The sequence below is a fragment of the Amycolatopsis sp. NPDC031561 genome (genome assembly GCF_055580625.1).
The window spans coordinates 469,493-481,767 of record NZ_JBVILA010000004.1 but is presented as its reverse complement, the minus strand read 5'-3'; the positions used below and the strand labels follow the sequence as shown (position 1 = coordinate 481,767).

The window sequence follows — 12,275 nt, the reverse complement described above, 5'->3', positions numbered from 1 at the left end:
AGCGGCAGTCATGCGGGTTTCCCTCCATTCGGGATCCGTGCTGTGCGCCCAGGAGAGGGCGCCGTGCTTCCCGGCCGGGGTGTGGCCGGGTGACCCGCCGAAACGACGGGTACGTGTGTGGTGCACGCGTTGTCGCCGCGTGCGATGGTCGCCAGTCGCTGCACGTGAGTACCCAGAAGTTCCGCGAAAGCCTCGGTTTCGGCTTCACACAACTGAGGGAACTCGGCGGCGACGTGGGCGACCGGGCAATGGTGCTGGCAAAGCTGTTCGCCGACACCGACCTGACGGGTCGACGCAGCGTAACCCTCCCTGGTCAGCGCCGCAGCGAGGGCCTCGGCGCGAGCGGCGGGGTCCGCGTGCTTGGTGATGGCCTCCTGATGCGGGCCGACCAGCGAAGCGACACGAGCCTCGGCGAAGGCCTTCACAGCGTCCTCGCCGGCGTGTTCGGAGAGGAACCTGATGGCCGAGGACGCGAGGTCGTCGTAGGCGTGCCCAAAGCGGGCGCGGCCCGCTTCGGTGAGGAGAAAGTTCTTGGCGGGACGGCCTCGTCCGCGGGGGCCGCGACGGGGCGCGTCCCGGGTTTCGGCCTCGCCGTCGGCGAGCAGGGCGTCGAGATGACGGCGGACGGCGGCGGCGCTGATCCCCAGCTGCTCGGCCACCACGACGGCGGTCATCGGGCCCTGTTCCAGCAGCAAGCGGGCCACTTCGTGCCTGGTCCGGCCCTCGGGGCCGACCTGCGCGGGGACAGGCTGAACGTCGGCGTGCGACATGTCGCCACCGGCCTCGTTCCGCGTCCCCGTCTTTTTCACAACACAAGTGTGACGTATTTCCGGGGAGACGGCAAAGAGGGGTGCCTCACGGAGTGGCGTGGGTCACGTTGACCGTCGAAAGCACAGGGGTAACCACGTACCCGTCAAGTCTGTTCCCGCGATCGCTACCCTTCGTGCGTGGCAGTGGACGATCACCCGGTACGGCGGGACACGGACGGGGCAGCACCGGAGGACGCTTCGGCGGCGGGTTCGGTGTCGACGCTCACCCCCGGGCACCCGCGCGAACCGGAGCCGCTCGACGACAAGGAGTTGCGCGGGCTGAACGTGGTCCGCCGGTTCGGCGCGGTCGGTTCCCTGTTCCTCGCCCTCGGCTCGCTCGGCGCGGGCGCAGCACCGGTGATCAACCCGGTGCAGGAGATCCCGGTCCTGCGGCTGTTCACCCGGATCCCCACCGTTTCGCTCGCGATGGGCCTGGCCGGGATGGCGATCATCGTGCTGAGCTGGCTGCTGCTCGGCCGGTTCGCCCAGCCCGCGCGCCGCCGCCTCGCCACCCAGGGCCAGCTCGCCCGCACGATCGCGCTCTGGTGCGCGCCGCTGCTGTTCATCCCGCCGCTGTTCTCCCGCGACGTCTACAGCTACCTCGCGCAGAGCGAGATCGTGGCCCGCGGGATGGATCCGTACTCCCTCGGACCCGCCGAGGCGCTCGGCGTGTCCGATCCGCTGACCTCGGGCGTCTCCAACATGTGGCGCGAGACCCCGGCGCCCTACGGCCCGCTGCTGCTCCGCCTCGGCGGCTGGCTCGCGCCGCTGAGCAGCGGGAACATCGTCACCGGGGTGCTGTTGCAGCGCGGGCTCGCGCTGATCGGCGTCATCCTGATCATCTGGGCGCTGCCCCGGCTCGCCCGGCGGTTCGGCGTGCAGCCCGCCACCGCGCTGTGGCTCGGCGCGGCGAACCCGCTGCTGATCTTCCACTTCGTCGCGGGCGCCCACAACGACGCGCTGGCGATCGGCCTCATGGTGGCCGGGCTGGAGGTCGGCCTCAGCCGGATGCCGGTGCGGTTCAAGGGTGACGCTCCCCCGCCACTGGCCAGGGGCGAGCTGCTGTTCATCGGGCTCGGGGTGGCGATCATCACCCTCGGCGTCGCGGTGAAGCTGAACGCGATCCTGGCGTTGCCGTTCTTCACGGTGATGGTGGCCAGACGCTGGCACGGCAGGCTCAAGGACCTGCTCACCGCGGCGGTGCCGATGGCGCTGCTGTTCGGCGTCGTGCTGGTGGCGGTCTGTTACGGCACCGGACTCGGCTTCGGCTGGGTCGGCGCTCTCGGGACACCGGGACTGGTCCGCTCGTGGATTTCGCCGACGTCGGAACTCGCCGCGCTCGGCGGTGTCCTCGGCATCGCGCTCGGCCTCGGCAACCACACCAACGCGATGGTGCCGATCCTCGGCACGCTCGGCTATCTCGTCGCGGGCGCCGTGACGGTCAAGTTCCTGTGGGACAGCTTCAACTGGCGCTACCGGCCGATCATCGGCCTCGGTGTCTCGCTGGGCGCGGTGATGGTGCTGCACGTGGCGCTGCAGCCCTGGTACCTGCTGTGGGCGATCATCCCGCTCGCCGCGGCGGCGGGCACCTCGCGGTTCCGCATCGCCGCGACGATCGTCACCGCCGTCCTGCCGTTCCTGCTGCCCACGACGGGCAGCACCTTCGACGGCCGCGGGTACGTCCTGCCGTTCGCGTGGGCGGCCGCGGGTGTCCTCACGCTGCTGGGGCTGTTCATCGTCCACCGCATCTCGCCGCTGCTGCTGTCCAGACCGTCCCCGGAGCATTCGGTCCCGGCGTGACGCCGTATCGTGACCTGTCGTGAACACCCCCGCCGTCGAGATCACCGGGCTGGTGAAACGCTACGGATCCACCATCGCGGTCGATGAACTCGACCTGCGGATGGAACGTGGCACACTGCTCGCTCTGCTCGGCCCGAACGGGGCCGGCAAGACCACCACCGTCGAGATCTGCGAAGGCTTCCTGCGGGCTGACGACGGCGAAGTCCGCGTGCTGGGCCTGGATCCGTCGCGGGACGGCTCGGCGCTGCGACCCCGGATCGGCGTGATGCCCCAGGGCGGCGGCGCGTATCCCGGTGTCCGCGCCGACGAGATGCTCGGACTGGTCGCCGCCTGTGCCGCGAACCCGCTCGATCCGGCCTGGCTGCTGGACGTCCTCGGTCTTTCGGGAGCGCGCAAGACGCCGTTCAAACGGCTCTCCGGCGGGCAGCAGCAGCGGCTTTCCCTCGCCTGCGCGCTCGTCGGGCGCCCGGAACTGCTCTTCCTCGACGAGCCGACGGCGGGGATGGACCCGCAGGTCCGCCGCCTGGTCTGGGACCTGCTCGGCGCGCTGCGCGCCGACGGGGTCAGCGTGCTGCTCACCACGCATCTGATGGAGGAGGCCGAAACACTGGCCGACACCGTCGTCATCGTGGATCACGGCAAGGTCGTCGTCGAAGGCTCCCCGCAGTCGCTGACCGTCGACGCGGGCGAAGCCGCGCAGTTGCGTTTCAAGGCCCGGACGCGGCTCGACACCGGCCTGCTGACAGCGGCCCTGCCCGAAGGCCACCTCGTGCGCGAATCCGCGCCGGGGACGTACCTCGTCGAGGGCGCGATCGACCCGCAGGTGGTGTCGACCGTGACGGCGTGGTGCGCGCAGCAGGGTGTCATGCCCGAGGAACTGCAGGTCGGCAAGCGCACGCTGGAAGAGGTCTTCCTGGAACTGACCGGACGGGAACTGCGCGCATGACCACGACACCGGCACCGCGGTTCGCCCCGGGCACGTTCACCCCGGCCCCCGGCCGCGGTTCGCTCGGCAAGATGCTGCGCACGCACGCGAAGGTCGAAGCGAGCCTGACCCTGCGCCACGGCGAGCAGATCCTGCTGACCCTGCTCATCCCGCTCGCGCTGCTGATCGGCTTGTCACTGCTGGACATCCTGCCGTCGTCACAACTCGGCTCGGCGTCCAAAGTGGACTGGATCACGCCGAGGATCCTGGCACTGGCGGTGATGTCGTCCGCGTTCACCGGACAGGCCATCGCACTGGGCTTCGACCGCCGATACGGCGTCCTCAAACGACTTTCCGCCACCGCGCTGCCCCGCTGGCTGCTCGTCGCGGGCCGGGTGGCCGCCGCGCTGGTCGTCGTCGCGCTGCAGGCGGTGATCCTCGGTGCCGTCGCCGCGCTGCTGGGCTGGTCGCCGTCGCCGGGCGGAATCCTCGGCGCGATCCCGTTCCTGATCGTCGGCACCTTCGCGTTCGGCGCGCTCGGACTGCTGCTCGGCGGGGCGCTGCGCGCGGAGGCCGTACTGGCGCTGGCGAACATCGTCTGGTTCGTGCTGCTGCTCGCCGGCGGCATCCTGCTGGCGCCGTCGACGATGCCTTCGGGCGTCGCGACGATCGTCGAGCTACTGCCCTCGGGCGCGCTCGCGGAAGGCCTGCGCTCGGTACTGCTCGACGGTTCGTTCGGCTGGGGCCCGTTCGCGGTCCTCGTCGGCTGGGGCGTCGTCGCCGGCGCGCTGGCGAGCAAGACCACCAAGCTCACCTGAGGCTCTTCTGAGGCGACCGACACAGCGGGTACGGCCGGTGGAACGCTCTCAGGAACGTCGTTCTAGCATCGGACGGTGCCGTTCCAGAGCCTTGTAGCGCGTCTGCCGTATCCCTCGTTCGCGGTCCAGCGAGCGGTCGCGATCGCGGCGGTGATCGCCCAGGCCGGAATCGGCGTCACCGGTTCGGTCGTCCGCGTCACGGGTTCGGGCCTCGGCTGCCCGACCTGGCCGCAGTGCGTCGAAGGCAGCATCGTGCCGGTGGCGCACCCCGAATTCGACGCGCTCACCCAGTGGATCGAGTTCAGCAACCGGATGCTGACCGGTGTCGTCATCGCCGTCGCCGCGCTGTGCGTGATCACCGCGTGGCGCGTGCAGATCGAGCACCCGAGCCGCCGCCGTCTGGTGAAGCTGGCCTGGACGATGCCCGCGGGCGTGATGCTGCAGGCCGTCGTCGGCGGGATCACCGTGCTCGCCAAACTCGAATGGTGGACCGTCGCGCTCCACTTCCTCGCCTCCACTCCCCTGGTCTGGCTCGCGGTCCTGCTGCTGCGCGCGTTCAAGGAGGGTGACGAGCCCGCCCGCTGGCTGATCCCGGACGCGGGCCGCAAGACGCTGATCGCGCTGGCCGTGTCGATGTGGGCCGTCCTCGTGGCGGGTACCACCGTGACCGGCGCCGGCCCGCACGGCGGCGACCCCGGCACCCACCGGCTCCAGGCCCCGATCGAGACGCTCACCCAGGTCCACGGCGGACTGCTGGTGGTCTACCTGATCGTGCTGGCCGTCTTCGGGCTTCAGTTGATGCGTGGTGAGACGCCGAAGCAGCTGTGGCAGCGGTACACCATCGTGTGGGTGATCGCGCTCGCCCAGGGCGTCCTGGGCTCCGTGCAGTACGCCCTCGGTGTGCCGGAGGCGCTGGTCTCGTTCCACGTCCTCGGCTCGGCGCTGGTGATCATCTCGACGGCGGCACTGTGGTGCGGCTCCCGCGATCGCGGTCCGGCTCCGTTTGCGAACGCCCCCGAACGGGAACTCGCCACTTCAAACTGACCCTCCGGTAAACCGGACGTAACCCCCAGGCGGCGTGGGCGCCAGACGGTGCCCTTACGCTGCGCACGGTGCCCCACACGGGGGGACCACCGAGTCGAGGCACGAGGTGTCGCATGACCGCCAGCACGGAGCCGGACGCACCGGCCAGTCAGTCCAAGCCCCTGATCTCCCACCGGCGAGGCTCCGGGGAGATGCTGATACTCAAGACCTTCCTGCTGGTCCCGTTCGTCGCGCTGCTCGCCGCCGTGCCGATCGTCTGGGGCTGGGGCATGACCTGGGTCGATCTCGTGCTGGCGGCAGTGTTCTACACCGTCGGGACGCTCGGGGTGACCGTCGGCTACCACCGCTACTTCACCCACGGCGCCTTCAAGGCCGGGCGGCCGCTGCGGATCGCGCTCGCCATCGCCGGGAGTTTCGCGGTGCAGGGGTCGGTCATCTTCTGGGTGGCCAGCCACCGTCGCCACCACGCCTTCGCCGACCGCGAAGGCGACCCGCACTCCCCTTGGCTGTTCGGGACTTCGCCCACGGCGCTGCTGCGCGGGTTCTGGCACGCGCACATGGGCTGGATGTTCAGCCGCGAAGTGACCAACTACGAGCGTTTCGCGCCGGATCTGGTGGCCGACAAGGATCTTCGCGTGGTGAACCGCTACTTCTGGCTGTGGATCACGCTCAGCCTCGTGCTGCCCGCCGTACTCGGCGGACTGATCAGCTGGTCCTGGTGGGGTGTGGTGACCGGGTTCTTCTGGGCCGGGCTGGTCCGGATCGCGTTCCTGCACCACGTCACCTGGTCGGTGAACTCGATCTGCCACATGGTCGGCGAGCGCCCGTTCGCGAGCCGTGACAAGGCCGCGAACTTCTGGCCGCTGGCGATCCTGTCCATGGGCGAGTCGTGGCACAACTCCCACCACGCCGACCCGACCTGCGCGCGGCACGGTGTCCTGCGCGGACAGGTCGACGTGTCGGCGCGGGTGATCTGGCTGTTCGAGAAGTTCGGCTGGGCGCGGGACGTGCGGTGGCCGAAGCCCGAACGTCTGGCCGCGAAGCTCGTGAAACCCGCCTGACTCCCCGCGATTCGTCCTCTAGTTGCGGTACTTGCGCGTGCATCTACCGCAACTAGAGGACGACTTGCGTCAGGAGAGTTGCTGCCGCACGGCGGAAGCGAAGCGCCAAGCGGCGGCGGCGTCGGTCTGACGGAAGCCGAGCGAAGGCTCGACGAGCTCGAGTTCCAGCAGCAGCGGCCTGCCGTCCGGACCGGCGACGAGGTCGACGCGGGCGTACAGCAGTTCCGCGCGCAGGATTCCGAGCAGCGCCGCCGTCGCGTCGAGGGTGTCCTCGGCGAGTGCGCGGAACGCGGCGGGCGGCTGCGCGGCACCGAGCTTCTCCGTGACCCACAAACCGGATTCGTCGAGTTCCCGGCCCAGCATGGCGGCTTTCGAGAAGGCGTGCGAGTACACGCCGCCGAAGAACACCAGCGCGAGCTCGCCCTCGGTGTCCACACTGGACTGATACGGCTGCATCACCACGGTGTGGTCCGCGGCGTGAAGGCTCTTCAGATGGGACGCGGCGTTCTCGGCGCCTTCGGGCGAGAACTTCCCGACACCCCGGGATCCGGCACCGATCGCGGGCTTCAGCACGAAGTCGCCCTTGGGCCAGCGCGGGGCCTCGTCGCCCGGCGCGATCAGGGTCGTCGGCACGACCGCGACCCCGGCGTCGCCGAGTTCGGCCAGATAGGACTTGTCGGTGTTCCACCGCGCGACTTCGGCCGAATTGGACAGCGCGGGCACGGATTCGGCCCAGGACAGGAACTCGTCGCGGCGTTCGGCGTAGTCCCAGGTGGCGCGCAGGACGACGATGTCCGCGGCGCCGAAGTCGACGGTCGTGTCGTCCCAGGCGGCCCAGCGGGTCTTGAAACCGAGGTCGGCCAGCGCCTCGGGAACGGCGTGTTCGTCGCCGTCGCCCTCCGGCACCCCGGAACAAGAGGCGAAGATCGCGGAACCGGTCACTTCCCCGCCATCCGGCGTCGGTGCTCGGCACCGATCTTGGTGGCCTTCACGGTCTCGCTGTCCCACTCGGCGGGCTCGAGGTCCTCGACGGCCTCGACCAGCGCGTCGCCCGCCTCCGTGGAGGCGACGACGACGTCACCGAGCGCGCCGTCGGCGCCCACGAGCACGACACGGGCACCGATCCGCCCGATGTTCTCCACCACCGCGCGCGACGGCTTCCCGTGCCGCTTCACGAAGTCGCGGGCGGCCGCGACCTGGCGCGACGTGGGGGCGGCGGTCTCGATCTTCTCTTCGGTCTCAGCCACGGGCCGAGCTTAACCGCGAAAGGCCCGGGACGCGGAATAACCGTGGCGTCGGCCATAGTTGTCCCGGTCGGAACGACCTTGAACGAGGAGGATGTATGCCCACGGCAGTGCAGATCCGGCGAACCGGCGGTCCCGAAGTCCTTGAACTGTCCGAAGTCGAGGTCGGCGATCCCGGTGCGGGGGAACTGCTCGTGGACGTCGCCGCGGCGGGCGTCAACTACATCGACACCTATCACCGCGAGGGCATCTACCCGGTCGACACGCCGTTCATCCTGGGTATGGAAGGCGCCGGGACGGTGGCCGCGGTCGGCGCGGACGTCTCCGGTTTCGCCGTCGGCGACCGGGTCGCCTGGCAGGGCTCGCTGGGCAGCTACGCCCAGCGCCGTCTGCTCCCCGCCGCGGTCGCGGTGAAGATCCCGGACGGCGTGACCACGGAGACCGCCGCCGCGACGATGCTCCAGGGCGTCACCGCGCACGCGCTGATCGCCTCGACCTACGAGGTCAAGGCGGGCGACGACGTGCTGATCCACGCCGCCGCGGGCGGGATGGGCCTGCTGCTGGTCCAGCTGGCCAAGGCACGCGGCGCCCGGGTGATCGGCACCGTCTCCACCGATGAGAAGGCCGAACTCGCCAAGCAGGCCGGCGCGGACGACGTCATCCGCTACGACCAGGTCGACTTCGCCGCAGCGGCCCGCGAACTCACCGGCGGCAAGGGTGTCGCGGTGGTCTACGACGGCGTCGGCAAGTCCACTGTGGACGGCAGCCTGGCGAGCCTGAAGATCCGCGGCCTGCTCGCCCTCTACGGCGCGGCCAGCGGCCCGGTGCCGCCGATCGACCCGCAGCTGCTCAACCGCAGCGGCTCGGTGTACCTCACCCGGCCGACCTCGGCGCATTACGTGCTCACCCGCGAGGAACTGGAATGGCGGGTGAACGAACTGTTCGCCGCCGTCGGAGACGGCTCGCTGAACATCCGGATCGGCGGCCGCTACCCCCTGGCCGACGCCCGTCAGGCGCACGAAGACCTCCAGGGGCGGCGCACCACCGGCAAGCTGCTGCTGATCCCGTGACCGTGGTCTGGCCGGAGGAGGTCCGGCTCACCGGAGACGGTCTCGTCCTGCGGGACTGGATCGAAGACGACGTCGCGTTCATGCCGGGGCTGTTCGACAACCCCGCCGTCGCGCGGTTCACGCCGCTGCCGTCACCATTCGACGCGGTGGCGGCGAAGGCCCACTACGAGAAGAGTCTCGTCCGCCGCACGGAAGGGACGGGACGACGGCTCGCCATCACGATCGACGGCGGCGAGCCACTCGGCGAAGTCGTGCTGTTCCTGCAGGAAGCAGGCTACGTCGAGCTCGGCTACGCGGTCGGTCCGGCCCACCGCGGACAGGATCTCGCGGCGCGGTCTCTCCGGGTGTTGACCGCCTACGCGCTCGAACACGGAGTCGGGCCGCTCCGGCTGCAGATCGACGCCCAGAACGCGGCGAGCGAGACCGTCGCGCGCCGCGTCGGCTACGCCCTGACCGACTCGCCTCCCGAGACCAAGGTCGAGAAGGGGCTGGAGATCACCCTGCTCACCTGGGAGTACTCCGGGGGCTGAAGGGGACTTTCCCCGCATCGCATGCGGCGAAGGGGCCCTTCACCGCGTGAGATGCGGTGAAGGGCCCCTTCAGCTCAGCCCTTGTCGGTCGGGACGCTCACCGCGTCGGTGACGAACACCAGGGTCTCGTTCGGCGCGATGCCGCGGCCGCCCTCGCCGTAACCGAGGTCCGGCGGGATGATCAGCAGCCGCCGCCCGCCCTGCTTGATCCCTTCGAGCCCCTGGTCCCAGCCCTTGATGACCATGCCGGCGCCGAGTGTCAGATCGAACGGCTCACCGCGGTCGAAGGAGCTGTCCAGCTTCTGCTTGTTGGACCAGGTGATCAGCGAGTAGTTCATCTTCAGGTTGGCGCCCGACTTGGCGCCCTCACCCGTGCCGGGCTCGAGGTCCTTGGTGATGAGCTTCTTCGGCGGGTCGCAGTCGTCCGGGATGGTGATGGTCGGCGCCTCCCCGAACTTCCCGGTGGTCTTGACGTCCTCCGCCGTGCATTCCTTGCCCTTCGGGGCGGCCGGGGCCGACGACGACGCCGACGCGGGGGCCGCGCCGGAGGTCTGGGCCGAACCTGCGGTGTTCTGCTTCTCGCCACAGGCCGCCAGGGCGAGCACGCCCGCGCCGATGACCACGATCTTGCCGAATGTGCGCATGCGGCCGACCTTAGCCAAGACCCTCCAGCGCCGGAACAAGGTCACCGGTCTGCACTACGCCCATCCGACGGGTCGCCCTGGTCAGGGCCACATAAAGATCGTTGAGCCCGCGCGGTGACCCGGCGACGACCTCGTCCGGGGCGACCAGCACCACCGAATCGAACTCGAGGCCCTTGGCCCGCTCGACCGGCATCACCGACACCCGGTCACCCGTCTCGCCCAGTGCCTCGGAGAGCGAAGCGATCAGTGACGCCGGGCACAGCACGGCGACCGTCCCACCGTCCACAGCGGACAGTTCGGCGTCGACGATCCCCGGCAGCTCCGCGGCGAGATCCGCCGGCTTCACGGAACGCAGCCAAGGCTCGAAACCCGTCTCCCGCACCGAAACCGGCGCTTCCAGCTCCGGGTTGACGTCGGCGAGCACCCGGGACGCGACGGCCATGATCTCCGCCGGGGTCCGGTAGTTCACGGTCAGCTCTTCGAGCCGCCAGCGATCGGCGACGTACGGGGACAGCACCTCGCCCCACGTCCGCGCTCCCCCGGCCGCCCCGGTCTGGGCGACGTCGCCGACGAGCGTCATCGACCGGTTCGGCGACCGGCGCATGAGCAGCCGCCAGTCCATCGCGGTCAGTTCCTGCGCCTCGTCGACGATCACGTGCCCGAAGGTCCAGGTCCGGTCCTGCGCCGCCCGTTGCGCCGCGGTCATCTCGCTTCGGCGATGCTGGCGTTCGGCGAACAGCTCGGCGTCGAGGACGTCGCCCACCCGCAGCAGCTCCTCGTCGATGATCTCCTCGTCCTGTTCGAGGATGTCGAGCACGCCTTCCGCGTAGGCGCGGTCTTCCCGCTCGCGGCGAGCCCGCTCGGCCCGGACGTCCGTGTCGTCCTCACCGAGCAACTCGGCGAGTTCGTCGAGCAGCGGGACGTCGGCCGGGCTCCACTTCGCGTCCGTCGGGCTGTAGAGATGCTCACGATCGGTGTCCGACAAGGCTTTCCCGGACGCGCTCCGCAACCGTTCGCGGTCGGCGAACAGCTCGTCGAGCACGATCTCGGGGGTGAGTTTGGGCCACAGTCCGTTGATCGCGGCGGCCACGTTCTTGTCGGCGGAGACCTCGGCGCGGATGTCCTGGACGTCCCGCGCGTCGAGCAGGTCCTCCCCCAGTTTGCGGGCGGCCTGGCGGGTCAGCGCGTCGAGGAGGTCCGAGACGAAGATCCGCCGGGCGAGGTTGTGCGGGCGGCGCGACCGGCGGGCCCGCGTCCGCGCCTCGGTGCAGGTCTTGCGGTCGAGCATGAGGATCTCGCGCTCGAATTCGATCTCCAGCACCGGTTCCGGCACGCGCTGGCGATCGCGGACCGCGGCGGCGAGCACGTCGGCCATCACCGGGCGGCCCTTGATCTCGGCGGCCTCGCGGGTGACCGGTCCGGTGGCGTCCAGGCCCGGGTACAGCTGCCCGATCGTGGCCAGGAGCACTCCGGTCTCCCCCAGCGACGGCAGCACTTGCCCGATGTAGCGGAGGAACGTGCTGTTCGGCCCGACCACCAGCACGCCGCGCGTGGTGAGCTGCTGCCGGTGCGTGTAGAGCAGGTACGCCGCGCGGTGCAGCGCGACCGCGGTCTTGCCGGTGCCCGGACCGCCCTGGACGACCAGGACGCCGTTCGGCGACGCGCGGATGATGCGGTCCTGCTCGGCCTGGATGGTGGCGACGATGTCGCTCATCTCGCCGGTGCGACGCCGTTCGAGCGCGGCCAGCAGCGCGGCCTCCCCCGCGAGCCCGAGGTCCTGCCCCTGGTCGGCGGCGGAGAGATCGAGGATCTCGTCGTCGACGCCGACGACCTTCCGGCTCAGCGACCGGATGTGACGACGGCGGCGGACGCCTTCGGGCGAGGCGGCGGTGGCGAGGTAGAAGGGCCGCGCGACCGGCGCGCGCCAGTCGACGAGCAGCGGGCGGTAGTCGTCGTCCTCGTCGAACAGCCCGAGCCGCCCGATGTAGGTGGTCTCCTCCGCGTGCTCGGGCAGGAAGTCGAGACGGCCGAAGCACAGTCCCTGCTCGACGGAACCCAGCTGGGAGAGCCTGTCGGTGTACAGCGTCGTGGCGACATCGCGTTCGGTGCGCGCCTGCGGGGTGCCGCCGGTCTGGCGCAGCGTCTGGTCGAGCCTGCGCTGCGCGTCGACGCGTTCGGCGTCGAGTTTGCGGTAAAGGGTGGTGACGTACTCCTGCTCGAGCGCGACGTCCTGCTCGAGCGCGTCGAGTTCCCGGTCCGGGGACACGGACAAAAGCAGCCTGCTTTCGAGAGGTGGGACAGGGGCCGAAAGGTTTACAACGGCGCCCGCC

The 12,275-nt window shown here is 70.3% G+C and carries 12 protein-coding genes; 7 read left to right on the top strand and 5 right to left on the bottom strand.

The window, feature by feature from the left end:
• Nucleotides 1-8 precede the first annotated feature (8 nt).
• The gene (locus tag ACZ5IK_RS13900; RefSeq protein WP_465487997.1) at nucleotides 9-809 is read right to left on the bottom strand and encodes a helix-turn-helix transcriptional regulator; all 801 of its coding nucleotides are present in this window, start codon (nucleotides 807-809) and stop codon (nucleotides 9-11) included.
• 213 nt (nucleotides 810-1,022) lie between these two features.
• Between ACZ5IK_RS13900 and mptB the strand changes: the two genes are divergently transcribed.
• From mptB to ACZ5IK_RS13875, 5 genes are all read left to right on the top strand, one after another.
• On the top strand, nucleotides 1,023-2,609 hold the full coding sequence (gene mptB, locus ACZ5IK_RS13895; protein WP_465488031.1) for a polyprenol phosphomannose-dependent alpha 1,6 mannosyltransferase MptB: 1,587 nt from the start codon (nucleotides 1,023-1,025) through the stop codon (nucleotides 2,607-2,609).
• A 19-nt stretch (nucleotides 2,610-2,628) separates the two neighbouring features.
• Nucleotides 2,629-3,555, top strand: a complete 927-nt coding sequence (locus ACZ5IK_RS13890; RefSeq protein ID WP_465487996.1) for an ABC transporter ATP-binding protein — start codon at nucleotides 2,629-2,631, stop codon at nucleotides 3,553-3,555.
• Nucleotides 3,552-4,352 (top strand): ABC transporter permease, encoded by an 801-nt coding sequence (locus ACZ5IK_RS13885; protein WP_465487995.1) that lies wholly within the window; start codon nucleotides 3,552-3,554, stop codon nucleotides 4,350-4,352. The genes ACZ5IK_RS13890 and ACZ5IK_RS13885 overlap by 4 nt, the downstream gene beginning before the upstream one ends.
• 75 nt (nucleotides 4,353-4,427) lie before the next feature.
• Nucleotides 4,428-5,396 (top strand): COX15/CtaA family protein, encoded by a 969-nt coding sequence (locus ACZ5IK_RS13880; RefSeq protein ID WP_465487994.1) that lies wholly within the window; start codon nucleotides 4,428-4,430, stop codon nucleotides 5,394-5,396.
• A 113-nt stretch (nucleotides 5,397-5,509) separates the two neighbouring features.
• Entirely contained in the window at nucleotides 5,510-6,457 is a 948-nt protein-coding gene (locus ACZ5IK_RS13875; protein ID WP_465487993.1) for an acyl-CoA desaturase, read from the top strand.
• Nucleotides 6,458-6,526: 69 nt separating this feature from the next.
• Here the strand turns inward: ACZ5IK_RS13875 and ACZ5IK_RS13870 are convergent, their stop codons facing one another.
• Together ACZ5IK_RS13870 and ACZ5IK_RS13865 are read right to left on the bottom strand one after the other, a co-directional pair.
• Nucleotides 6,527-7,399 carry an ATP-grasp domain-containing protein gene (locus ACZ5IK_RS13870; RefSeq protein ID WP_465487992.1) on the bottom strand — a complete coding sequence of 291 codons (873 nt, stop codon included), beginning with the start codon at nucleotides 7,397-7,399 and terminating at the stop codon, nucleotides 6,527-6,529.
• A complete protein-coding gene (locus tag ACZ5IK_RS13865; protein ID WP_465487991.1) occupies nucleotides 7,396-7,704 on the bottom strand; it encodes a hypothetical protein in 309 nt (102 codons plus the stop codon). The genes ACZ5IK_RS13870 and ACZ5IK_RS13865 overlap by 4 nt, the downstream gene beginning before the upstream one ends.
• A gap of 95 nt (nucleotides 7,705-7,799) precedes the next feature.
• Here ACZ5IK_RS13865 and ACZ5IK_RS13860 point away from each other — a divergent pair, with 95 nt between their 5' ends.
• A complete protein-coding gene (locus tag ACZ5IK_RS13860) occupies nucleotides 7,800-8,771 on the top strand; it encodes a quinone oxidoreductase family protein (RefSeq protein ID WP_465487990.1) in 972 nt (323 codons plus the stop codon).
• Nucleotides 8,768-9,301 carry a GNAT family N-acetyltransferase gene (locus ACZ5IK_RS13855; RefSeq protein WP_465487989.1) on the top strand — a complete coding sequence of 178 codons (534 nt, stop codon included), beginning with the start codon at nucleotides 8,768-8,770 and terminating at the stop codon, nucleotides 9,299-9,301. Before ACZ5IK_RS13860 ends, ACZ5IK_RS13855 begins: the two co-directional genes overlap by 4 nt.
• Nucleotides 9,302-9,375: 74 nt before the next feature.
• Here ACZ5IK_RS13855 and ACZ5IK_RS13850 read toward each other — a convergent pair whose 3' ends face one another.
• Both ACZ5IK_RS13850 and ACZ5IK_RS13845 read right to left on the bottom strand, forming a co-directional pair.
• Nucleotides 9,376-9,945, bottom strand: a complete 570-nt coding sequence (locus tag ACZ5IK_RS13850) for an FKBP-type peptidyl-prolyl cis-trans isomerase (RefSeq protein WP_465487988.1) — start codon at nucleotides 9,943-9,945, stop codon at nucleotides 9,376-9,378.
• 10 nt (nucleotides 9,946-9,955) lie between these two features.
• Nucleotides 9,956-12,211 carry a HelD family protein gene (locus ACZ5IK_RS13845; RefSeq protein WP_465488030.1) on the bottom strand — a complete coding sequence of 752 codons (2,256 nt, stop codon included), beginning with the start codon at nucleotides 12,209-12,211 and terminating at the stop codon, nucleotides 9,956-9,958.
• Nucleotides 12,212-12,275: the final 64 nt, after the last annotated feature.